Origin of the sequence: Porphyromonas uenonis 60-3, from assembly GCF_000174775.1 — a bacterium.
Taxonomy (GTDB): domain Bacteria; phylum Bacteroidota; class Bacteroidia; order Bacteroidales; family Porphyromonadaceae; genus Porphyromonas; species Porphyromonas uenonis_A.
On record NZ_ACLR01000034.1, the window covers coordinates 20,485 to 42,770 of the forward strand.

Sequence of the window (22,286 nt, forward strand, 5' to 3'; positions counted from 1 at the left end):
CGAAACAATGAAAAAGATACTCGTCGGACGCCAATGGGGCACCACGGATAGCTATATCCTCGAGCGTGATCATCTCTCCATCCACGACCTCGTGGAGCGTGTCGCTCAGCGCTTTGTAGCAGAGCTTAGGAGTATCTCAGACCTGCCACAGGGCATCACCTATGTCTTCGCAGGCCCTGGCAATAACGGTGCTGACGGTCTCGCCATCGCACGACGCCTCCTGCAGGACGGTCACCGGGTACACTGCTACCTCTTCTGCAAGCAAGAGGAGGAGCTCTCGGAGGCATGCGCTTGGCAGGAGACGAAGCTACAGGAGTTTCACCAAGACGCCCTGACCATCGTCGCAGATGAGTTTCAGCCCCCGCTCTTGACCGCTCAGACGCTCGTCATCGACGCACTCTTTGGCACAGGCCTTTCACGACCCCTTGAGGGTGGCTTCGCCGTGCTGGTAGATCAATTGATCAACGCTTCGCCAGCCACCGTCATCGCCGTGGACATCCCCTCGGGACTCTATGACAAGGACAATAGCGAGAACAATCTCCAGGCGATCATCAAAGCGGACTACACCCTCACCTGCGAAAGCCCCAAGATAGCCCTCCTCCTTTCGGACAATGAGTGCTACACTGGCGCACTGCGCATCCTCTCTCTCTGCCTCAACATGGACGACGACCCCGCCATCCAGGCCGACTACTATCTCTACACTCCGCAGGATGCCCATAGAGCCTTGAAGCCGCTCTCGCACTTTGCGCACAAAGGGACACAAGGTCACGCCCTCCTCATCGCTGGATCCGAAGCTATGGCTGGCGCTCCCATGCTGGCGGGAATGGGCGCCATGCGTTCGGGACTAGGCAAGCTCACCATGCACCTGCCTAGCGCACTGGCTCGGCTAGCGAACACGCTCCTCCCCGAGGCGCTCGTCGAGAAGGACAAAGAGGAGACCATCGTCAGTAGCCTTCCCAAGGATCTGCTCAACTACCAGGCCATCGCCATGGGACCTGGCATCGGTACAGCGCCACTCACGCTGCATCTACTAGAGCATCTACTGCAAAACATACAGCCCGCCACCCCGCTACTCCTCGATGCCGATGCGCTAAACCTTCTAGCGCTTCACCCCGAGCTACTGAGTGTCCTGCCCAAGGATACGATCCTCACGCCACATCCAGGCGAACTAGACCGCATCACAGGAAACGCACTCGATGACCACCACCGACTGACCAAAGCGCAGGAGCTAGCCATGGAGCAGGAGATCATCATCGTTCTCAAGGGTGCCAACACCGCCACCTGTCTCCCCACTGGCGAAGTCATCTTCAACAGTTCAGGCACGCCAGCCCTTGCCACCGCAGGCAGCGGAGACGTGCTCACCGGCATCATCCTCTCACTCCTAGCGCAGGGCTACACACCCGCCGAGGCAGCTCCGCTAGGCGTTTACATCCACGGGCTGACCGCCAATCATTACGGCGAGCGTCACTCGCCACGTGGTATGATAGCCCGCGATATAGCCGATATGCTTCCCGCCGTCCTCAAGATGGTCGAGCAGTAACGCCACACCTATTATTATATAGTACTGCAAAGTTATGAAGCATCTTCGGCACCAATGCCTCTTAATGCTCACAGCGCTCCTCTGCTTGCTCGTGAGTCTGCTTAGTTGCTCCAAGCGAAAGACAGCCGAAGAGCTACTGCAGGAAGCGATCGTGCAGCAGTACCAGAGCGTTGGCAAGCTACTACTCACGGAGACCACCCTGCAGAAGGCGGTCACCCTACAGGATCCGAAGATATCCTTCTACGACATCAGTAGCTTCAAGGACTTTACCAAGTGGCTGAGCAATCAAACCAAGATAGGCAACCGTGTAGGCATCTACTCCTTTGATGCGACACTCGTGAGCTATACCGATCTGACCGACTTCTCCGCCGATGACGTGACCTACGACAAGGATCAGCAGCGCCTCACCCTCTACATCTCTCCCATACAGGTAGAGCTACGAGGGCGAGACTTCACGCTACGGACCGAGTACGAGTATGTAGCACCGCTCCGCAATGCGATCACCCCGCAGGATCGAGCTCGTGTCAAGGAGAGAGCCTACCAAGTGCTCCAACAGGAGATCACCGCCAATGACCAGCTCATCGCTCAGATACGGCAACGCTCCATCGAGAAGCTACGCCGATGGCTCACGCAGCTCCTCCTCTCTTACGATCTCCCGCCTACGGTCACCATCGTCGAGCGTGGCTCCGCACTCGTACCTCCTAACACACAGACCTCCTCACCACTGTAGCTCCTCAATACTATGGGCAAATGGTTCAAGCGCATCCTCTACATCATCATTGCGATACTCCTCGTCATCGGTATCGTGAGCCTATGGCGTAGCTGCTCCAAGAGCAAGACCGAAGACTACAGCGACGTAGTCACACACGCCATGACCGTCCGCTCCATCGAGGAAATACTCAAGCTCTCCACAGGCGAGTGCTACCAAGAGGTTCCCATGGTAGACACCATCGACGGTATGGTGCTAGCCTACGTTATACAGGCACGTACCTACATAGACTTTGATCTAGACAAGCTCCCCACGCAGGTCGTCGGCGACACACTTTACGTGCAGCTACCCCCCGAGGAAGTCACCCCGCACGAGATAGGCTACAACGTGATTGACGTTCACCCACTGCGCAAAGGCTTCACCATGCCAACCCTCACCGCAGAGCAAGAGAATAGAGCCAAGAGACGCGTCCCGCAGCGCCTCATCAACGAGGTCTACCGCTCTGGTTATATCCGTAATGCCCGCCAGCAAGCACGCGAAGAGCTCGCACGCTTTCTCTCCGTCGCCTACCCGACAGTCATCGTCGTGGACCGTTACCCCGACGGCGTCCGGGACACCTTCTTTGCCGACACCGTCTACATAGATCACCGCCAAATGTAAAACGATCTCTCTTCCTGGCTTTTACGCAATAATCGGCAACTCCTTCAAGGTCTCCACCGAGGAAATCCCCACTTCCTCCGTGGAGACTTTTCAGTTGCCACGGAGGAATAAAAAAATTCTTCGGAACTTCGAAATCTTTCTTCCGAAGTTTCATTTCATTCTTCCGAACTTTTATTTCCCGGCTCCGTGAAGAAATATCGTTTCCTCGTGAGCGATTTGATATTTCCTCCGTAGAGACTTCAAAAAGCTATTTATACGACTCAAAACTTTCAAGACGATTTTACAGCTAAGTCACGGTGTCTTGACAGACGGATTAGACGTTGGGGGCGGGGACGCCATCGTGGAGCTCGACGGGGGCATGCTCGACGTTGAGTTCGTCGTAGAGGCCTGAGTCAAGGAAGCGCTGCAAGACCTGTGCGCCACCCTCGACGAGGAGCGACTCTATGCCCTGACTACGCAGGAGCGTGAGCAGGTCGCGCACCTCGCCAGTTGTAGCGAGGCAGGAGACGTGAGGCGGGTATTGACCGTCGGGTACCTGCGCCATGAGTGTAGGTGGCAGGAGTATGATCGTTCGTGCCGTGGCGTCTTGTAGCATACGTAGCTCCGGACGAGGCAGACGACTGTGACACCAGAGGAGACGGATCGGCTGACCACCGCAACCCGAGCGATTGGTCAGGAGCGGGTCATCCAGCTCGGCCGTGTGGTGACCCACCAAGATCGCGTCGTGGAGCCCACGCAGACGATGCACTGAGCGCTGTCGGAGTGGCGAACTGAAGATGTAAGGCGCCTCGCTCGCATCGTGACGCAAGCGATCTATGTAGTGATCGGCACTCTCGGCCCACTTGAGCGTGACGTAGGGCCGTCCTAAGGTTTGCGCCACGAGGAAGTGTCGGTTGAGCGCGATTGCCGCTTGCTCCAAGCAACCGATCGAGACCTCGATGCCCGCTTCGCGAAGGCGAGCCACGCCTCGTCCGTCTACTTTGGCAAAAGGATCCAGCATAGCGACGACCACTCGAGCGGGTCGCAGCCCCGCAATGAGCTCCGCACAGGGCGGTGTCTTGCCGTAGTGAGCGCAAGGCTCCAGGCTCACGTACCAAGTCGCCTCGCCGACAAGGCCCCGTAGCTCCTCGGGGACGCTACGCCACGCCATCACTTCGGCATGCGGTGCCCCCGCATAATGGTGGTAACCTTCGCCAATAATCTTATCTTTGTAGACGATTACCGAGCCGACCATCGGATTGGGACTGGTGCGCCCCTGCGCTAAGGCTGCGAGTTGCAGACAGCGCTGCATATAGATTTCGTCTGGTGTGGTAGGTGCTGTACGTTTCATCAGGATAAAGGTCGCTACAAATGAGTGAGGCTATGATAGTTGCTGGTATGACGCTGTGTGATGCGGCTCTTGCGATAGCGGAGGCGCTGCCCGCTTACTATGTCGAGACGCGGGAGCGTCAGGCTATGAGCGAAATGCTCCTACAGCATATCACCAAGCTTAGCCAGACAAACTATCTGCTTGACCGCAAAGTTAGACAATTGTCCGACACGGAAGCCACTTGGCTCTGCCAAGCCCTCGAGCGACTGACGCACGACGAGCCGATCCAGTACATCGTGGGGGTGGCGCCCTTCGGCTCTTTCGACCTAACTGTCGGCAGGGGAGTGCTCATACCACGTCCCGAGACGGCCGAGCTGTGCGAACTGATCCTCGCTCGTCACCCCGCCACAGAGGCTCCCCAGCGGCTCCTTGACGTGGGGTGTGGCTCTGCCTGCATACCTATTTATATAGGTAGCGAGCGCCCTCAGTGGAGCCTCTATGCGATGGATCAGTCGGAGCAGGCGCTAGGCTATGCGGAGCAAAACGTTCGTCAGACAGGTGTCGCCGTCCAGCTCTTTCGTGGCGATCTCTTCGCCTGGTGCCAGGGAAAAGGGATCCCTGCCAAGCTTCCCCCGATAAACCTTTTGGTGAGCAACCCACCCTATATCCCCGAATGTGACCAAGCGACGATGCGCCCCAATGTTCTCGTGGGCGAGCCTCGTGAGGCGCTCTTCGTACCAGACGCCGATCCGCTCCGCTACTACCGTGCGCTCGTGGCGCTCGTGCCACAGATCCGCTCGCCCCAGGCACCACTCACGCTCTACTGCGAGACGCATCACCAGCTGGCGCACGAGGTGGCTGCGCTATGCGAGCAGGCGGGAGCCATTTCGTCAGAAGTGCTCAAAGACTTGACAGGCCGAGAGCGATTTGTTCAAGCCACCTTTCAGTAAAAAACGAAACCCTATGGACACCGATATACTCAACAAAGCCAAGTACTACTGCGCACGTGCCGAGCGCTCGCCCCGCAATCTGCGCCTTTTCCTAATGCGTCGGGAGGTGCCTTCGGACGAGATCGACGAGTACCTCGCCCTGCTCCAGGAGGGTCGCTACTATGACCCGCAGCGCTACGCCGAGAGCTACGCCCGCACACGCTATCGAGACATGAGCCAGGGACCCCACAAGATACGTCAGGCGCTACGTATGCAGGAGGTGCCGACGGAGATCATCGAGGCGGTGCTGCCAGAGATCCTCGAGGAGGAAGAGCCGAACTACTCCCTCGCTGAGCTTCTCGAGAGCAAGCTACGTCGCACCTCGGCACGAACGCCTCGCGCGCTCTTTGACAAGATGATGCGCTACGGCGTGGGGCGTGGTTACCACCAGAGCGAAGTGTACGAAGCGCTGCAAGAGGTGCTCCAGAGAATGCGGGAGGAGGAAGAGGATAACGAGTTGGAGGAAGAGTAAAGCGTAAAAGCTGCCGAACCCTGATGAGCCACAAACCGACGAAAAGCCCTTCCGCAGGACGCATCGCTCCGCCACCGCCACAAGGTTGGTGGACAACGGCTCGTGAGTCGCTCCTACAGCTCCTCTACCCGCGCTGGTGTCCCGTCTGTCACACGCTACTCCCGCCGAATGCTCCGCCACTCTGCCTCACCTGTCAAGGCGCGCTGGGACGCTATCACGAGCATACGGTCGGTGCGCTGGATCGCTTGCGTGGAGCCCAGCCGATGCCTCGTAGGATACTGGCTCCCTATCTCTACGCTCGTGACGATGCGATGGCACAGATCGTTCACGATATCAAGTATCACGGCAATAAGCCACTAGCAAGGTATATGGGCCGTCTCATGGGGACCCTCCTGCCACTCAAGCAGGAGCAGATAGACTACGTCATCCCCGTGCCACTGACGCTGGCCCGTGAACTAGAGCGAGGATACAATCAGGCGACGCTCCTGGCCGAGGGTATATCTTCGGTCACAGGCATCCCCTATCTGGCTCACGCTTTGCGACGCACACGCTTTCAGGGTAGTCAGACACACCGTGACCGCACGCACCGTCTAGAGGCTATGCTCGGGAGCTTCACGCTAGGTAGCGAAGTGATCCCCCCAGATAGCCACATCCTACTCCTGGACGATGTGCTCACGACTGGCGCAACCCTCACGGCTGCGCTCAATGCTCTGGCGGACATCCCCCTAGCGCAGGTCTCTGTCGGTGTCCTAGCGGTCGGCACGCCCACGGCTTAGGGGGCTTTGGCTGTTGGCTAGAAGCCTTAGTGCTTCTAGTGCCTCTAGAGGAGGACTCCCTCTAACCTCTAATCTCTAGCCTCTAACCTCTAATTTCGTACCTTAGCGACATGAATAGCTCTCAAATGGATGAGATACGTCGTGATCCGACTCGCTGGAGGAGGCTACTACGCTACATTACGTGGTCGCTGTGGGGCGCAGTCCTCGTGGGCATCGTCTACTACTTTGTCGTAGTCTATCGAGCTCCACAGGCTGAGCCAGATCATGCACACGTCACCCCTCAGACGGAGTGGCGTGATGTGCCTATCGCTGAGGTGGGTGCGGGTGAGGAGTATCAGATCTTGGAGCAGTATGCCGATCTCTACCTTCTAGAGTATGTGCTCCTGTATGATCCGCTCTGCTCTTGGGCTGACTTAGATGACGAGGACGACGATGAGGACGATGAGGAGGAGCTCGTTCAGACGAGACAGAGAGGCTCCTCGAGCGTATCTCACGGTGAGTCACAGGAGCACTATGACCAGTCTGAGCGACTACCGGGCATTGTCTCGGACTGGGATCATCTCTTTCAGAGGTATGGCAGTAAGTATGGCTGGGATTGGTTTGTCCTAGCAGCGATAGCTTATCAGGAGTCTAAGTTCCGTACGGAGGTTGTCAGCCAGGGTGGCGCTACGGGACTGATGGGCATCATGCCAGCTACGGGGCGACGCTACGGCTACAGTCGTGCGAAGCTTAAACATGCCGAGAGTTCTATCCGTGTGGCCTGCATGGCGCTACAAGACTTCGGTCGCTCCTTCGCTCATATCACCGATTCGGAGCAACGCATGAAGTTTACCCTTGCCTCTTATAACTCGGGCAGTGCGCATGTCCTTGATGCGCGTCGGCTGGCTGAGAATGCGGGCTTGGATCCTGATCGCTGGGATGACTCTGTGGAGATCTTTATGGCTCGTCTGAGCGAACCGAAGTATTACAACGATCCACTCGTCCAGCATGGTCGTGCGAACGGGGATCACACGGTGCGCTACGTGACGGAGGTCTTCAGCCGGGCGCAATCCTATAAATCGAAAGTGCAATATGCTACAACTAAATAATGTCTCTCTAAGCTTTGGCAATAGGGTCCTCTTTACGGACATTTCGCTCTCGCTCCTAGAGGGTGACAAGGTGGGACTCGTTGGGGTCAATGGGACGGGCAAGTCCTCGCTACTGCGTATCATCATGGGCGAGCTAGAGCCAGACAGTGGGACGATCACTCGGCGCAATGGGCTGCGCATCGGTTATCTATCTCAGCAGCACCGCTTTGCAGAGGGTGTGCGGGTGATCGATGCGGTCTTTTCGCCACATGATCCTACGGCACACCTCGTGGGTGCCTGGCAGAGTGCTGTGGAGCGTGGCGATGCGGAGGCGCAGGAGCGACTTTTACCCGACATGGATCGTCTCTCGGCGTGGCAATATGAGCAGGAGGCGACGGCTATACTGCATGCGCTCCGTATCACCGATGTGGAGCGTCCTATGGAGCTCCTCTCAGGTGGGGAGGTCAAGCGGGTAGCACTCGCTGGGGTCTTGCTCCAGCAACCAGATCTTCTGATCCTCGATGAGCCGACGAACCACCTGGACCTGGAGGTGATCGAGTGGCTCGAGGGTTACCTCTCACGCTCACGGCTAACGCTCTTATTGGTGACCCACGACCGCTACTTCCTCGATCATATCTGTACCCGTATCGTGGAGATGGATCAACAGCAGCTCTACAGCTATGAAGGCAACTATGAGACCTTCCTCACCAAGCGTCAGGAGCGTCTAGAGCAGATGGCGCAAACGAGTGACCGACTGGCCAATATCTATCGACAGGAATTGGTCTGGATGCGCGCTACGCCACAAGCACGAGGAGGCAAGCAACGAGCTCGCAAGGAGCACTTTGCGGAGCTCTCGTCTGAGCTGTCCAAGGCGCGGCAGATACTGCGTGAGCAGACGACTATCGAGCCACTTCACTCGTCCGTTCGCCTAGGCAAGCAGGTGATCGAGCTGGAGGGTGTCTCCAAGAGCTTTGAGGAGTCAAAGCCTCTGGTCCGATACTTTGACTATATCTTCTCACGCAGAGATCGTGTCGGCATCGTCGGCCCCAACGGTTGTGGCAAGACGACCCTGCTGAAGATGATCATTGGCGAGCTAGAGCCAGACAGCGGGTCGGTACTTATCGGCGAGACGGTGCAGTTTGGCTACTTTGGGCAGAAGTTGCCGAGCTACGCCCCCGACAAGCGAGTGATCGACATAATCTCCGACATAGCCAGTCACATTACGGATCCCGTGACAGGGCAGTCGGTCTCGGCGACACAACTACTGCAAAGGTTCCTCTTCACCAGTGATCGCATCTACACGCCTGTGTCACTACTCAGTGGCGGTGAGCTCAGACGTCTCTATCTCTGCACCGTGCTGATGGCTAGCCCGAACCTGCTCATACTCGATGAGCCGACGAATGATCTGGACATTACGACGCTGGGCGTGCTGGAGAGCTACCTTAGCTCTTTCGAGGGAGTCCTTATTATTGTCACGCACGATCGCTACTTCCTGGACAAGCTCGTGGAGCACCTTTTCGTTTTCGAGAAGGGAGGGCACATTCGAGACTTCCCTGGCAACTTTACCCAATATCGTCTGCAGCAGGAAGCGGAGGTGCAACAAGCGACTGAACAGGCTGCGACACGGGAGTCCAAAAGCGCTGCGCCCGTAGCCAGTCAGGCGACTCGTCAAGGTAACCGCAAGAAGCGACGCAGCTATCGTGAGGAGCAAGAGTTTCAGCAGCTGGAGCAACAGATCCCGCAGCTCGAGGGACGCATTGCGGAGCTAGAGCGGCGGATGTCTTCGGGGAGCCTTTCCAATGAAGAGTTGATCAAGGCAGGAGAGGAGATTGCTGAGGCGCAGCAAGAGATGGAGCAAGCGTCTGAGCGTTGGTTTGAACTAGCTGCTATCGAAGAGGAAGCATGAGACTAAGACTACCCATCTGGCTGGCTCGCCAGCTTTACAGCCGAGAGAACCGTCGTCACAGCAAGGTCTACGCCTTGGTGCGCTTTGCGATCCCCGCCATTGCTCTGAGCCTAGCGGTCATGCTCCTCGGCATTGCGATCATGGACGGCTTTCAGTACAGCGTCCGCGACACGGTGCGTCTCGTGACAGGCGACGTGATCCTCTGCGAGTATGGCAAGCAACCGATAGACCTAGACAATGTGATCACCCTGACACCTCAGATGACGCAGCGTATGAATGAGATGCCAGAGATAGTCTCCGTGCGTCCCGTCCGCACAGCCGTCGGCATGATCAAGACCGACAGCACCTATCAGGGAGTGGCCGTCACGGGAGTAGACGACTTCACATTCCTCGAGCCACTCTGCGCCTCGGGGAACTTGTCCGACACGACACTGGCGGAAGGGGCTAATCCGATCGTCCTGCCTAAAGCCTCTGCGCAAAAGCTGGGACTAACGATCGGGGACAAGGTAGTCCTTTACTTTCTAGGAGATAAGGTGTCGGTGCGCTCCTTTACATTGATAGCGATACTGGAGCTGACCAATACGGCACAGCCTCTCGCTTATGTGACCAATGACCTGCTAGGACGTGTGGGGGGCTGGCAGCCAAATCAGTACACACGCATTGAGATCCTTGCGAAGAACACGGACCGCTCGCTCCTAGATATGGAGACCTCGCTTTCAGATAAGCTAATTCAGTCGCTCTCGGAGCCAGGTGTCACGCATGAGACCTTAGGAATCTACACTGGCACTCAGATCAATGGTGGGGTCTATCAGTGGATTGACTCGCTACGACCGAATGTACAGATATTACTGGTGCTGATGGCACTTGTAGCGGCCTTTACGATGATCAATGCGCTCCTGATCATTATTCTAGACTTGACGCAGACCATCGGCTTGCTCAAGGCGCTCGGCATGACCTACCGCTCGCTCACGACGATGAGTCTGGCGATCGCTCTGCGCATCATCGTCTGGGGGATGCTCTGGGGCAATCTACTGGCGGGCATCATCATCTGGAGCCAGCATCAGTGGCAGTGGCTCACGCTCGACCCGAACATCTACTATATCTCGCACGTCGCCATGCGCATCCGCCCTATGGCGTGGATCGTGGTCAATGTGGCGACGCTTCTACTCTGCCTCATCCTCCTACTCCTTCCAGCACGTATCATCCAGCGCATCTCGCCGACGACGGCTCTTCGCTTCGAATAAATATTAGCTATGCCCCAAGGATCTACCGCACCTCAAAGAGGAAGCTACATACAGACATTCTATCAAGAGATAAAAACTCTCTTGCTGGGCTTCAGTCAAGTGTTCCTTTTGCAAAGCCCTTTGTCGGGAGTATTGATCCTTGCGGGGCTTTTCTGCAACTCTTGGCAGCTAGCGCTCTTAGCGCTCTTGGGCTGTCTGGTCTCTAGGGCGGCAGCCTCGCTCTGGAGAGATACGAAGTCGGAGATAGCTGATGGACTCTACGGCTTCAACGGCACCTTGGTCGGTATAGCCATCGGAGTTTACTGGGAGATCAGTTGGCTATCGCTACTCCTTCTAGTGATCGGAGCTGCGCTCTCCACCTGGTTGGCGCGAGCCTTCCGCCGGCATGCTCAGTTGCCAGGGCTGACAGCCCCCTTTATCATTGCGGTGTGGGTGTTGCTACTCGTGAGCCTGCTAGCTCCGCAAGGGGTGGGTCTGATCGACTCGGTGACGAAGCTGGAGGAAGGACAGCCACTGTGGAGAACGCTTGGGGTGGCGCTCGGGGATAGTGTCGGGCAGGTAATGTTTCAGGCGAATGTCTTGACCGGACTCCTCTTCTTCCTGGCGATCGCGTGGGAGTCACGTCGCAAAGCGCTCTACGCCTTGCTGGGAGCGCTCGTTCCGATGCTGGTGATCCCCTTTGTCCCTGAGGCAGTGTGGCGCGAAGGCTTGCTAGGCTACAACGCAGTGCTCTGTGCCATCTACTGGGCAGGGAGTGGCGAGCGTCGCTTGCTCTACGCGCTGCTGTCCGTGGTGCTCTCGGTGCTCCTTGAGTTACTCGCTCTGTACACTGGTCTGATCCCGCTGACGGCACCTTTCGTCCTATCCGTATGGGGGGTGGTGCAAGCTCAGCGATGGGGTAAAGGCAGGGCTGACGCATTATAATTGCTCCGTTAGGAGCTACACATTAGCGACAAGCGAGATTTGGATGAATTCGTTATATAGTATTGCTGTCCGACTACTCGACTTCGACCAATCTACAGTTTTCTTCGTAGGAAACTCTAGTTTCATACCTAGGAAACTTTAGTTTCATACCTAGGAAACTTTAGTTTCATACCTAGGAAACTTTAGTTTCATGCCTAGGAAACTTTTGTTTCACCCAAGTGGTACTGATAGTTAGCTCATTTCTGAAGAACGATCTACCCGATGCCCCCTCAAAAAGCTTTCACTGGACAGCAATAACTATATACATAATGCGTCACCCCTGGGGGTAAAGGTTGCACCGCAAACATTTAATGCTTAACTTTGTACGAGTAATAGGAGTGCTTCCTCTCGGGGGAGCTTATCCGCTTTTGTGCAAACGCTTGCATACACATTAAAAATACAATATAACTCTCATGACAAAAGTAGGTATCAATGGTTTTGGTCGTATCGGTCGACTAGTCTTCCGCGCTTCGATGAAGCGTGACGATCTCGAGGTAGTAGCAATCAACGACCTCATCGATGTCGAGTATATGGCATATATGCTCAAGTATGACTCTGTACACGGACGCTTCGACGGGACGGTCGACGTACAGGATGGCATGCTCGTAGTCAATGGACGCAAGATCCGTGTGACGGCTGAGAAGGAGCCGCGACTGATCAACTGGGGCGCTGCTGGCGTAGAGTATGTCGTGGAGAGTACAGGTCGCTTCCTCACCAAGGAGCTTTCGCAGGGACACATCGAGGCTGGCGCTAAGTATGTCGTCATGTCTGCGCCCTCTAAGGATGACACTCCTATGTTCGTTACGGGTGTCAACCTTGAGAAGTATGTCCGCGGTACACAGTTTGTCTCTAACGCATCCTGCACGACGAACTGTCTCGCTCCGCTGGTCAAGGTGCTCAACGACAACTTCGGCGTAGAGCAGGGTCTCATGACTACAGTGCACGCTGCTACGGCTACGCAGAAGACGGTGGACGGTCCCTCTCTCAAGGACTGGCGTGGCGGTCGCTCCGCTATCGGCAACATCATCCCCTCCTCGACGGGCGCTGCTAAGGCTGTCGGCAAGGTGATCCCCGAGCTCAATGGTAAGCTCACGGGTATGTCCTTCCGCGTGCCTACGATGGACGTATCTGTCGTGGACCTGACGGTACAGCTCAAGCGTGGCGCTAGCTACGACGAGATCTGCGCTGCTATGAAGAAGGCTTCGGAGACCAACCTCAAGGGAATCATGGAGTACTGCGACGAGCTACTCGTGAGCCAGGACTTCGTGAGCGATCCACACACCTCTATCTTCGACGCTAAGGCTGGTATCGCTCTGACGGACACCTTCGTCAAGGTAGTCGCTTGGTATGACAATGAGTGGGGCTACTCTAACAAGGTGCTCTGCCTCATCGCTCATATGGCTGAGGTCAATAAGTAGTCACGCTAAGACCAACGAAGAGTTTTCACTCTAAAACAATCAGACGCAAGACGCAGACGGTAGGAGGAGCATGAAGTCCTTTCCTACCTCTGTGACTTGCGTCTCGCTTTTTCCTTTGGGGCGTATCACGAGCCGTGGCTGAGCAGCTTTTGCGGCAGTGATACCTTCCGTTACTCATATAAGATGATAAGCTGATGGACTTTTACGAACTAGATCTAGAGGATGAGGTCCTCGACGGACTGGATGCGATGAACTTTGTAGAGACCTCTCCCATCCAGTCGGAGACGATTCCCCCGCTCCTGGAGGGGCGAGACGTCATCGGCTGCGCACAGACTGGCTCGGGCAAGACGGCAGCTTATCTGCTTCCCTTCCTCAACAAGGTAGCACGCCAAGAGCTACCCAAGGAGCATCTCGGGGCCGTCGTCATGGCGCCCACACGAGAGCTCGCCAAGCAGATCGATCAGGAGGTCGAGGGCTTCGGCTATTACGTCTCGGTCTCTACGCTAGCCATCTACGGTGGCACTGACGGCATCGCCTGGGAGCAGCAAAGACGAGGCATGGCGCTTGGCGCAGACATCGTCATCGCTACCCCTGGCCGACTCCTCTCTATGCTACGCCTCGGAGCGTGTGACCTATCGCATGTGCAGTACTTCGTGCTAGACGAGGCGGATCGCATGCTCGACATGGGCTTTTACGAAGATATCATGGAGATCTACAAGGCGCTGCCCGAGGATTGCCAGCATGTGATGTTTTCCGCCACGATGCCCAAGGAGATTCTGAAGCTCTCGGAGAGCATCCTCGTTGATCCTGTCCTCGTCGAGCTGGCTGTGGCAAAGCCCCCTAAGTCGATCATGCAGACTGCGTACATCTGCTATGACGCACAGAAGCTACCGATCATCCGATCCCTCTTTGCAAATCCCGAGTCCGAGGTGTCACGCACCATCATCTTTGCGGGAACTAAGGCGACCGTCCACGCACTTGCTCAGACACTTACCAGAGACGGCTTGCCAGTCGCTGAGATGCACTCAGACCTGTCGCAAGAGCGCCGTGAGGAGGTCCTAAGAGACTTCCGCATGGGACGCATCAAAGTGCTCGTAGCCACCGACATCGTGGCGCGCGGTATCGACATTGACGACATTGCCGTCGTGATCAATTATGAGGTGCCACACGACTTTGAGGACTACGTTCACCGCATCGGTCGTACCGCACGTGGCGCCGATGGCAAGGGCTTGGCGATCACGCTCGTTTCGCCCAGTGATCAGCAAGACTTCGCACGCTTGGAGCAGTTCCTCGAGCAGGAGATCTACCGCATCCCGCTAGACCCCTCTCTAGGTGAGGCTCCTACCTACGCTCCCAACGAACGCACTCATAGTCGTGGCTCCTCTAGAGGCAAAGGTAACGGCCGTGGCAGGTCACAAGGTAAAGGGCGTGGCAAGTCTCAAGGCAAAGGTCGCTCTTCACAGCGCAAAGGTCGCTCCAGCGGTCGCAAGGGTAGCAAGCAATAATCGCTCTATGAAAGCGCAGCAGCGTATTGGCATCCTAAGCGATACGCACGGATACATCGATGATCAGATCTGCAAGGCGCTTGCCGAGTGTGATCTGATCTTTCATGCGGGAGATATCGGGTCGCCTCAGGTATTAGAGCGGTTGCAAGCCATTGCCCCCACGCTTGCTGTCTATGGCAACATTGACGATGCGGCGCTACATGCACAGCTCCCAGAGGTGGTTCACACAGAGGTGGCAGGCGTGGAGCTGGTCATGACACATATTGGTGGTTACCCAGGGCACTACGAGCGTATCTTCGCCCCTTATCTTACGCCGTGGCACGAGCATCCGATGATTACCATCTCGGGGCATAGTCATATCCTCAAGGTAATGCCCGACAAGTCCCGTCCAGGCTTGCTACATATCAACCCAGGGGCTGCAGGGCGTAGTGGGTGGCACCAGAGCCGTACGCTCATACGTTTGCAAATCACCGCAGGGCGACCGCACAACCTAGAGGTCGTTGAGTGGCCCCGCTAGACGGGTCGCCAGACCTTTCGTCCGTAGTATAGCTGGCTACGCATCTCAGTGAGCTAAACGACTTGTGAAGTGTAGAACGATTAGCTTTGAGAAGTTGCATTCATGGGTGGAATATACGTTTTGCAACCCAGTGACGATTAAGTTGTCGTACCTTTGTCTCAGAGAGAGAAATGACTCTCTCCGCTTTTATCTAAACTCATTATGAAACAAACAACCGAATATATCCCTATCGTCGGCATGCACTGCGCTGGCTGCGCGGCTGCCGTGACAAACAAACTGCAAGGTGTCACGGGCGTCCTAGAGGCGACGGCACAGATCGACACCCACTCCTTATATATAGTGTACGATGCGGAGCAGATCACCCGTGAGCAGATCGCTGAGCAGGTCGCTTCGCTCGGCTTCTCGCTCATTCTGACGACCGACGAGACCGAAGCGGTGAGCCAAGCGCTGGAACAAGAGCGTCGTTCGGCACGTCAACTCGCTTGGCGCACAGCCATCGGCGCAGCTCTGACCATCGGCGTCATGATCTGGATGTATCTGCTGGGAGCCATTGGCGAGCGTTGGGTCGCTCCGCTGGTGGCACTCGTAGCATACCTCTACGTGGCGGGACCTTTTCACTGGAGAGCCGTGAAGCAACTCAGGCGAGGTGTCATGGGAATGGACACATTGGTCTCCCTCAGCACCACCTGCTCCGTCATCGGCCTGCTCCTAGCCTACGGCGCGGAGGGACATCAGCTACACCTTTACCTCGATGCGCTGGTGATGATCCCCGCCTTCGTCCTGATCGGCAAGTGGTTAGAGCAGCGCGCCACCGCCTCGACCGCTAGAGCCTTGCGGGCGCTCCTCGACTTGACCCCTCGTGAGGCATCGCTCGTCGTGGGCGAGGAGACACGCCGTGTGCCACTGCAGTTGGTTCAGCCAGGTATGACCGTGCGGGTACGCCCTGGCGAAGCCATCCCTGTCGATGGTGTCATCACTTCGCAAAGCGTAACCCACATCAACGAACAGACCATCACAGGTGAGTCGGAAGCTGTGTCACGTGGCGAGGGAGACAAAGTCTTCGCTGGTACCATCTGCCTCTCCACCGCCATAGAGGTGCGTGCCGAAAGCGTCGGCGCCGACACCGCTCTGGGACACATCGTCTCGACCGTGCGCAAGACCTTAGCGGACAAGCCCCCGCTACGTCTCTTGGCTGATCGTATCGCACAATACTTCGTTCCCGCCATACTCTTCCTCGGGTTGCTCACCTTTGCCCTCTGGTACTGGGTCGTAGAGCCAGGCGCGCTAGACCTAGCCGCACGCTACGCTATCTCCGTCCTCGTGATCGCCTGCCCCTGCGCCTTGGGCTTAGCGACTCCGACCGCCTTGACCGTGGCCGTGGGCGAGTCCGCACGGCGAAACATCCTTTTTGCGGAAGCTACCGCACTGGAGACGCTACCCCGCGTCAATGCTTTCCTCATGGACAAAACGGGGACGCTCACCCTTGGTCGCCCCTCAGTCACCGAATTGCAATGGTTCGTCCCTGAAGAGGAGCGCATGGCGAAGCTTTCGCTCATCGTCTCTGCCGAGCAGCACAGCCTGCACCCACTGGCGCAAGCTATCGTGGCGTATGGCGAGGCGCAGGGAGCTACGATCAGCGAACTAACCGTCACCGAGCAACCTGGACAAGGCTTGCTCGTTACGACACCCGAGGGAGAGCTACGCATCGGACGCGCCTCTTGGATTGCCGAGGGTGGCGTTGCGTCAATACCACCTTGCGACCTCACTGGCTCGCTCGTCTATGTAGCGCAGGGAGCGCAGCTCATCGCCATCATAGCCCTCTCCGACACGCTCACACCGCACGCTGCCGAGACCATCGCACAGCTCAAGGCTCAAGGCAAAAAGCTCCTCATGCTCACAGGCGACCGAGAGCCAGAGGCGCAGCGCATCGCTCAGCAAATAGGTATTGACACGGTGCATGCCGAGCTCATGCCCCAAGACAAAGAGACGATCCTCGCCTCCCTACAGGAACAGGGACACATCGTAGCGATGGTTGGCGACGGGGTCAACGATGGTCAGGCGCTAGCACGAGCCGACGTGAGCATAGCGCTCGCTGGGGGGAGCGATCTAGCCACCTCTATGGCGCAGTTGGTCATCTCCAAGCCCGACCTGTCACTCCTCGTCGAGGCAACCGAGATAGCTCGGCAGACGGTACGCACGATCCGCTTCAACTTCCTCTGGGCGCTCCTCTACAACGTGATCGCCATCCCGATCGCAGCTGGGCTCTTCACACGGTGGGGCTTAGCCATCACGCCCGCCATCGCCGCAGCCGCCATGGCGCTCAGCTCCATCTGCGTCGTCGTCAATAGTCTCCTCCTCCAGCGCCGCATCGCTTCAAAATAGCAGCGCTCCGACCGACCTAACGAAAGTAGCCCGTTGTAGGATCTCTACAGCGGGCTACTTGTTTTAATTGCTCCGTTCGTTTCGAGTGCGAGTCGTTTCCTCCGATCTATTTCTGATTTTCCAGTGAGGAAACGAACTTTCTCCACGGAGGGCCGAAATAAAAGTTCGGAAGAATGAAATGAAACTTCGGAAGAAAGATTTCGAAGTTCCGAAGAATTTTTTTGTTCCTCCGTGGATGTTAGAAAATATCCATTGAGCAATTCCAAAACTCCTCTGGGGGTCAGTATAGGTAGGCGCAGAATAAAGGCAGACCACCGAGACACACTGGGGCGTCTCGATGGTCTGCCTTTGTTAGTTGCTTGCGTTACGATGGCATCGCTGGGGTGCCTATCGTAAGTTTGTCAGGGAGCCTTACTTGATGATAAGTGGGCGGAAGACTACCTCACCCTCTAGCGAGGTGATGCGTGCTATATAGCGTCCTGCGGGTAGCTGTGCGAGCGCTATCGTGGTGCGCTCACCCGTAGCCTGCGTCGTGGAGAGCATCGTGCCATCAGCAGCAAAGAGCTCGATGGTACTGCCGACACGTGTGCGGACGGTGACGTAATCACTAGCGGGGTTCGGGTAGAGAGTCGTCTCTAGGCTTAGCGTAGGAGCCTCTACATCGGTCTTGCCATCCATGGTGACACGTAGCTGGTCTACGAGGATAGCGCTAGAGCCATTGACCACAGGAACGAGAGAGAGCTGGATGGTCTTGCCCTTGTAAGCAGAGAGGTCTGCAGAAATGAGCGTCCAGTCTTCTGAGTTTGCATTTTGTGGAGCTATTAGCTCTACTGGGGTGCCATTAAGCTCAGAGACCATCACTTTGAGCTGATCTGCCTTCGTGGCATTGAAGAAGCTCGAGATGTAGCAAGAGAAGGTTGGCTTTGCAACGTCGGCTGGGATGACGAGTGGTGCAGAGAGAAGCACATTGTCTGGTTTAATCGTCAGACCTTCAAAGCCTGTAAGCTGTCCTTTGGAGTTGGTTTTTACCTTATTGGGATAGAAGGTTCCAAAGGAGATAAGGCAGTCATCGCTATTCTCTGCGCCAATCTTCTTCTTGAACGTGAGGCCGAGACGCTCTAGGAAGCCCTGACCAGAGAAAGACTCAAAGCCTAGTCCATCGCCATCGTTGTCAATGGAGCGCCATCCCTTGTCAAGCTTATCCTTGGTGTCCATCCGAGCCTCAAAGGGGAAGGTGTCAATAGGCTTAGAGACGGTGATGGTTGTCTTGCCAGTGGCACTACCATTCTTGTTCGTTACCGTAGCTTTGAGCTCGTAAGTGCCGACCTTATTGACGGATACGGTGTACTCCTCGTCGTTGACCTTCTTAAGGGTGACACCCTCGGGAGCCTCCCACTTAACCTCGGTGGTTGGGGCGACAGATCTATAGAAAAGGCGCATCGTGAGGGATTCACCTTGGTAGAATTCTTTCGGTCCCTGGAAGCTTACCGTCTTGGGTGCAGAATTCTCGTCTACAAAGAGATCCATGAGATCTACGAAGTCTGGGAACTCAGGGTCTTTCGTAATTAACTCACTCCAGCACTGAATCCACTTATTCTTTCCAACGAGGGCTAGTGTGGGGAATCCAATTACGTCAATGCCAAGCGTAGCATGTAGCTTTGAGTCGGAGATGATGGGATAGGGAACAGGCTTGCCATCGGGATCCTTGGTCCAGTCGCCTTGCGTCTTGTTACGGTTGAACTTTGTCTTGTCACCCTTGATAGCCTCGATGGGCTCTCCACTAGCCTCGACCCAAAGGACTACGATCTGGTCAGTCCCCTTGGGACCGAACTTCTCATAGAGCTTGTCTAAGATACCTGCAGAGTGTACTGCCCAGCAGGGACCACACCAACTAGCAGAGAAGTCAAAGAGGATGAGCTTGCCAGAGTTGAGGATGGCATCGATGTCGTACTCCTTGCCATTGATGTCTTTGGCTTTGTACTGAGAGGTCTTGAGGTCGACCATAAGGTTCGCCTTGTCATTGACAAGTGGCTTGACAGCTCTCAGTCCAGATGGCTGGATGAGCTGGAGCTCTTGCATAGAGACCTCCTGCTGTGCCGTAGCTTGGGTCGCTGGTAGGAGCATGCCTCCAACGAGTGTGATGCTTAGTGCTAAGCGTGTAATTAGTTTGTTCATAAGTTATTCTGTTTGGCTTGTTGTTAAGCTTTCTAGTGAGTGGCGTGACCCTTGAGAGGGGCCTTGGCGACCTCGTAGACCTCGCCAGTCTTGTGGTCGTAGAGGATAGCGACGACGGAGCAGTGGTCGGGCACGATGACCTCGCGCTCGATGGTGCTGGTCTTGTCGTAGCTCTGACCGAGCTGGTAAGCCTCTCCGTCGAGGCCGTTGAGCGTCTGACGGAAGATGTGGTTGTGCTGGTAGTTAGCGTCAGCTTCGGTCCTTCCCATGAGGTGCTGAGGAGCTACGATACCGTCCTCAATGAGCCAAAGCTGTAGGTAGAGCTCGGTAGCTGCCCCTTGATTAGCGGGGGTTAGTGCCGTAGCGGTGCAGCGGGTCGTCACCTTGCGGTCGCTCTCGGAGACCTGCAGATCAATCTTGTAGAGCTGTGGTAGCTTTAGGCAGGACTGCATCTCGGCGGGCCACTGGGGATAGCTGTCGCTAAAGGGCTTGTCGCCGTTGCTGGTGAGCGGACGACGGTTGAAAGTCGCGATAGGAAGCGAACCGCCCGCCTGAAGTCGCTCAAGATAGGTCGCTGCCTCGGGGCTATATAGTCCCTTAGGGTCTTCCTCGGGCTGGGTGCCGATATCAGTCCTACTCCCGTGTAGTGCGACGATGACGACTTTGTCACCATGCGCCTTGGCAGCCTTGGTGATACGGCTGGCCGCGGTCGGGCAGTTGATACAGGCCACACCGCTGTAGTCTTCGACGAGTACGGTGCGTCCGTTGGTTGTCTCGATCTCATTGGGGATGAGTCGCTCGCTCTCTGGCATAGGCTTGCAAGAGACCATGAGGAGCAGGGCTAAAGCGGACAGGATGGTATAGCGTGTAGATAGTTTCATCTCAATGTTATAGTCAAATGGGTGAATGAGGTGGTGGAGCGCTAGAAGGATCCGTTGTAGCTTAGGTATATACCCTTCGTCTCGGGCATATAGCGACAGACACCACCTGAGCAATTGATCCCTGCGCGTGTACGTCCGTAGCCGAGCTGTAGGCGGTGATTGCCCTTGGCATAGGTAAGTGAGCCCATGTAGTAGTGCTCCTTGGTGACATCTATGTTGTACTGATCAGAGAGGGTAAACATCCAGTGCGGTGCTACGGATAGCTCGGCTAGCCCAAAGAGCCAGCTACCCTCAGCCTGACGACTATTTAGATATTGTAGCTCGGTGCGTAGCGTGTAGCGCGGAGATAGTCTGAACTTGCCGTCGAGGACGAAGATGTTGCTATAGACGAGCGGATTATTGATCGCGTGCCCCTCGACCACTTGCTGGTTGTAGATCTGATGATAGTACTCGAAGGTCAGAGAGACCGAGCGAGAGAACTTCTTGCTCAGCTCGAAGTTGAAGTCGGAGTAGTACAGCTCTCCCATCCCAAAGAAGGGATGCTTGTAGCCGTCTGTGCCGTAGAGCTTGCTCTCCTCGGCACCTAGTGGGAGCTGATCGGTAGCAACGCTCTTGAGACCTCGGATATGTGCATAGTTGACCCGCAGACTCGTGCCGTACTTACCCCCTAGTAGGGTACCTCTTGGGATGGTGTAGCGCACATCTCCCTGGAGTGCCCACTCACCCTCGGGCTGTGTCGCGTAGGGGTAGAGCGCAGCGAGCGTATAGGTGTGATTAGCGGTAAAAGCTGGCAGGTGATTGATATGAAGTGGCGTACCGACGGAAGAGCGTGCGGAGAGATAGTTATAGTTCTCGCTACGCTTCGCCTGTAGTAGGAGACTCAGTCCACGCTGTGAGTAGGAGGTCGAGAGCATTGCTACCGAGCCAGGTGCGTAGATGTAGTGGTTGCTCGCTGTGGGGTCGCTACTCTTGTAGGCATACTCTCCATTGAGCACCCAGCCTCCGAGTGTAAACTTAGCGCGTCCTCCGAAGGCATGCACCTGACGGGGCAGGTTGAGCCGCATCGCTCCTGTCATACCAGCGGGTGTCTCTACGGGGATTACCTCATCACCCTCCACCTTGTTGACGTAAGAGCCACCCAGTGTGAGGGTCATCTGATTGTCTCGCAGTGCTGGCGCCCACTGATGGATCGCTAGCTCACCGTCGCCTCCTGATATGAAGCCACGCTCCTTGTGAAAGAGACGGAAGGTGCGGTCGAAGTAGTTGCGTTGCTGACCCGTGAAGCCCTTGAGTCGTACCCCATCGTAGGGTGTGAGGGCTACGTGGACACCTCGCACAGCGTTGTCGATGCCGAGCGTGCGCTCCTCATAGCTACGGAAGAGGATGCCGGAGCCAAACTGATCGTAGAAGTCTCCCAGCGTCACCTCGCCATACTGACCGATGAATCCCTTAAGGTGCAGGTGTGGTATGCCTCGTCCCTGCTCAGGCTCGTGACCTGGCATCGGACGGAGCAAATCTTCGTAGCGTAGTCCCAGTTCAAGGTAGTTGTTACGTAAGGTTCCCGTGATGTAGCTATTGCTCATCCAGGACTTGTATCCGCTAGTTTTATTGTCTAGGGAGAAGAGCATATCGCTCTGCACGCTAAAGGAAGGCTTGAACTTGTCCCACGCTTTCCACTCGCTCTTGCTCTGAGCGGAGAGGGCGGTGAGACCAGCTATAGAGAGCCATGAGAGGAGGCAGAGACGCTGTACGAGGTGTCGCATAGGTTCAGTG

18 protein-coding genes are annotated in these 22,286 nt (G+C 56.2%); 14 read left to right on the forward strand and 4 right to left on the reverse strand.

The genetic code is table 11. From position 1 onward, the window contains the following. Positions 1–7 precede the first annotated feature (7 nt). Genes PORUE0001_RS01080 through PORUE0001_RS01090 form a run of 3 tightly spaced genes read left to right on the forward strand, consistent with a single transcriptional unit; the run spans position 8 to position 2,909 of the window. A complete protein-coding gene (locus PORUE0001_RS01080; RefSeq protein ID WP_007364629.1) occupies positions 8–1,540 on the forward strand; it encodes an NAD(P)H-hydrate dehydratase in 1,533 nt (510 codons plus the stop codon). Positions 1,541–1,574: 34 nt separating this feature from the next. Then, positions 1,575–2,270 (forward strand): DUF4230 domain-containing protein, encoded by a 696-nt coding sequence (locus PORUE0001_RS01085; protein WP_050771546.1) that lies wholly within the window; start codon positions 1,575–1,577, stop codon positions 2,268–2,270. 12 nt (positions 2,271–2,282) lie between these two features. Next, complete coding sequence (locus tag PORUE0001_RS01090; RefSeq protein ID WP_007364645.1) at positions 2,283–2,909, forward strand: DUF4230 domain-containing protein; 627 nt, start codon at positions 2,283–2,285, stop codon at positions 2,907–2,909. Positions 2,910–3,222: 313 nt separating this feature from the next. On the opposite strand, the gene ribD is transcribed toward PORUE0001_RS01090, so the two are convergent. Continuing rightward, positions 3,223–4,239 carry a bifunctional diaminohydroxyphosphoribosylaminopyrimidine deaminase/5-amino-6-(5-phosphoribosylamino)uracil reductase RibD gene (ribD, locus tag PORUE0001_RS01095; protein WP_007364628.1) on the reverse strand — a complete coding sequence of 339 codons (1,017 nt, stop codon included), beginning with the start codon at positions 4,237–4,239 and terminating at the stop codon, positions 3,223–3,225. 20 nt (positions 4,240–4,259) lie between these two features. On the opposite strand from ribD, the gene PORUE0001_RS01100 reads away from it, so the two are divergent. The 11 genes from PORUE0001_RS01100 (at position 4,260) to PORUE0001_RS01150 (ending at position 17,457) form a co-directional block, all read left to right on the forward strand. Then, entirely contained in the window at positions 4,260–5,168 is a 909-nt protein-coding gene (locus tag PORUE0001_RS01100; RefSeq protein ID WP_007364642.1) for a N5-glutamine methyltransferase family protein, read from the forward strand. Between the two features lie 13 nt (positions 5,169–5,181). Then, positions 5,182–5,679 (forward strand): regulatory protein RecX, encoded by a 498-nt coding sequence (locus PORUE0001_RS01105; protein WP_007364586.1) that lies wholly within the window; start codon positions 5,182–5,184, stop codon positions 5,677–5,679. A 23-nt stretch (positions 5,680–5,702) separates the two neighbouring features. Continuing rightward, entirely contained in the window at positions 5,703–6,455 is a 753-nt protein-coding gene (locus tag PORUE0001_RS01110) for a ComF family protein (RefSeq protein ID WP_007364588.1), read from the forward strand. A 110-nt stretch (positions 6,456–6,565) separates the two neighbouring features. Next, positions 6,566–7,543, forward strand: a complete 978-nt coding sequence (locus tag PORUE0001_RS01115; protein ID WP_100067357.1) for a transglycosylase SLT domain-containing protein — start codon at positions 6,566–6,568, stop codon at positions 7,541–7,543. Next, positions 7,527–9,428, forward strand: coding sequence for a ribosomal protection-like ABC-F family protein (gene abc-f, locus PORUE0001_RS01120; protein ID WP_007364608.1), 1,902 nt, complete (start codon positions 7,527–7,529; stop codon positions 9,426–9,428). The genes PORUE0001_RS01115 and abc-f overlap by 17 nt, the downstream gene beginning before the upstream one ends. Continuing rightward, on the forward strand, positions 9,425–10,672 hold the full coding sequence (locus PORUE0001_RS01125) for an ABC transporter permease (protein WP_007364583.1): 1,248 nt from the start codon (positions 9,425–9,427) through the stop codon (positions 10,670–10,672). The genes abc-f and PORUE0001_RS01125 overlap by 4 nt, the downstream gene beginning before the upstream one ends. Positions 10,673–10,681: 9 nt before the next feature. Beyond that, the gene (locus PORUE0001_RS01130) at positions 10,682–11,596 is read left to right on the forward strand and encodes an urea transporter (protein ID WP_007364626.1); all 915 of its coding nucleotides are present in this window, start codon (positions 10,682–10,684) and stop codon (positions 11,594–11,596) included. Between the two features lie 452 nt (positions 11,597–12,048). Continuing rightward, positions 12,049–13,053, forward strand: coding sequence for a type I glyceraldehyde-3-phosphate dehydrogenase (gene gap / locus PORUE0001_RS01135; RefSeq protein WP_007364614.1), 1,005 nt, complete (start codon positions 12,049–12,051; stop codon positions 13,051–13,053). Positions 13,054–13,247: 194 nt separating this feature from the next. Beyond that, on the forward strand, positions 13,248–14,558 hold the full coding sequence (locus PORUE0001_RS01140) for a DEAD/DEAH box helicase (RefSeq protein WP_007364593.1): 1,311 nt from the start codon (positions 13,248–13,250) through the stop codon (positions 14,556–14,558). A gap of 7 nt (positions 14,559–14,565) precedes the next feature. Continuing rightward, positions 14,566–15,075, forward strand: a complete 510-nt coding sequence (locus PORUE0001_RS01145) for a metallophosphoesterase family protein (protein ID WP_007364641.1) — start codon at positions 14,566–14,568, stop codon at positions 15,073–15,075. A gap of 201 nt (positions 15,076–15,276) precedes the next feature. After that, positions 15,277–17,457, forward strand: a complete 2,181-nt coding sequence (locus PORUE0001_RS01150) for a heavy metal translocating P-type ATPase (protein ID WP_007364592.1) — start codon at positions 15,277–15,279, stop codon at positions 17,455–17,457. A gap of 411 nt (positions 17,458–17,868) precedes the next feature. Here the strand turns inward: PORUE0001_RS01150 and PORUE0001_RS01155 are convergent, their stop codons facing one another. The 3 genes from PORUE0001_RS01155 to PORUE0001_RS01165 are packed head-to-tail and all read right to left on the reverse strand — an operon-like array spanning position 17,869 to position 22,276. Beyond that, the gene (locus tag PORUE0001_RS01155) at positions 17,869–19,632 is read right to left on the reverse strand and encodes a T9SS type A sorting domain-containing protein (RefSeq protein WP_007364615.1); all 1,764 of its coding nucleotides are present in this window, start codon (positions 19,630–19,632) and stop codon (positions 17,869–17,871) included. Positions 19,633–19,664: 32 nt separating this feature from the next. Next, on the reverse strand, positions 19,665–20,513 hold the full coding sequence (locus tag PORUE0001_RS01160) for an Omp28 family outer membrane lipoprotein (RefSeq protein WP_007364606.1): 849 nt from the start codon (positions 20,511–20,513) through the stop codon (positions 19,665–19,667). Positions 20,514–20,554: 41 nt separating this feature from the next. Further along, the gene (locus tag PORUE0001_RS01165) at positions 20,555–22,276 is read right to left on the reverse strand and encodes a DUF6029 family protein (protein ID WP_007364637.1); all 1,722 of its coding nucleotides are present in this window, start codon (positions 22,274–22,276) and stop codon (positions 20,555–20,557) included. Positions 22,277–22,286 lie beyond the last annotated feature (10 nt).

What these genes read in the sequence shown, in the direction of transcription:
- PORUE0001_RS01080 (WP_007364629.1), top strand. Translation starts at nt 8, where the DNA reads ATGAAAAAGATACTCGTCGGACGCCAATGGGGCACCACGGATAGCTAT.
- PORUE0001_RS01085 (WP_050771546.1), top strand. Translation starts at nt 1,575, where the DNA reads ATGAAGCATCTTCGGCACCAATGCCTCTTAATGCTCACAGCGCTCCTC.
- PORUE0001_RS01090 (WP_007364645.1), top strand. Translation starts at nt 2,283, where the DNA reads ATGGGCAAATGGTTCAAGCGCATCCTCTACATCATCATTGCGATACTC.
- ribD (WP_007364628.1), bottom strand. Translation starts at nt 4,239, where the DNA reads ATGAAACGTACAGCACCTACCACACCAGACGAAATCTATATGCAGCGC.
- PORUE0001_RS01100 (WP_007364642.1), top strand. Translation starts at nt 4,260, where the DNA reads ATGAGTGAGGCTATGATAGTTGCTGGTATGACGCTGTGTGATGCGGCT.
- PORUE0001_RS01105 (WP_007364586.1), top strand. Translation starts at nt 5,182, where the DNA reads ATGGACACCGATATACTCAACAAAGCCAAGTACTACTGCGCACGTGCC.
- PORUE0001_RS01110 (WP_007364588.1), top strand. Translation starts at nt 5,703, where the DNA reads ATGAGCCACAAACCGACGAAAAGCCCTTCCGCAGGACGCATCGCTCCG.
- PORUE0001_RS01115 (WP_100067357.1), top strand. Translation starts at nt 6,566, where the DNA reads ATGAATAGCTCTCAAATGGATGAGATACGTCGTGATCCGACTCGCTGG.
- abc-f (WP_007364608.1), top strand. Translation starts at nt 7,527, where the DNA reads ATGCTACAACTAAATAATGTCTCTCTAAGCTTTGGCAATAGGGTCCTC.
- PORUE0001_RS01125 (WP_007364583.1), top strand. Translation starts at nt 9,425, where the DNA reads ATGAGACTAAGACTACCCATCTGGCTGGCTCGCCAGCTTTACAGCCGA.
- PORUE0001_RS01130 (WP_007364626.1), top strand. Translation starts at nt 10,682, where the DNA reads ATGCCCCAAGGATCTACCGCACCTCAAAGAGGAAGCTACATACAGACA.
- gap (WP_007364614.1), top strand. Translation starts at nt 12,049, where the DNA reads ATGACAAAAGTAGGTATCAATGGTTTTGGTCGTATCGGTCGACTAGTC.
- PORUE0001_RS01140 (WP_007364593.1), top strand. Translation starts at nt 13,248, where the DNA reads ATGGACTTTTACGAACTAGATCTAGAGGATGAGGTCCTCGACGGACTG.
- PORUE0001_RS01145 (WP_007364641.1), top strand. Translation starts at nt 14,566, where the DNA reads ATGAAAGCGCAGCAGCGTATTGGCATCCTAAGCGATACGCACGGATAC.
- PORUE0001_RS01150 (WP_007364592.1), top strand. Translation starts at nt 15,277, where the DNA reads ATGAAACAAACAACCGAATATATCCCTATCGTCGGCATGCACTGCGCT.
- PORUE0001_RS01155 (WP_007364615.1), bottom strand. Translation starts at nt 19,632, where the DNA reads ATGAACAAACTAATTACACGCTTAGCACTAAGCATCACACTCGTTGGA.
- PORUE0001_RS01160 (WP_007364606.1), bottom strand. Translation starts at nt 20,513, where the DNA reads ATGAAACTATCTACACGCTATACCATCCTGTCCGCTTTAGCCCTGCTC.
- PORUE0001_RS01165 (WP_007364637.1), bottom strand. Translation starts at nt 22,276, where the DNA reads ATGCGACACCTCGTACAGCGTCTCTGCCTCCTCTCATGGCTCTCTATA.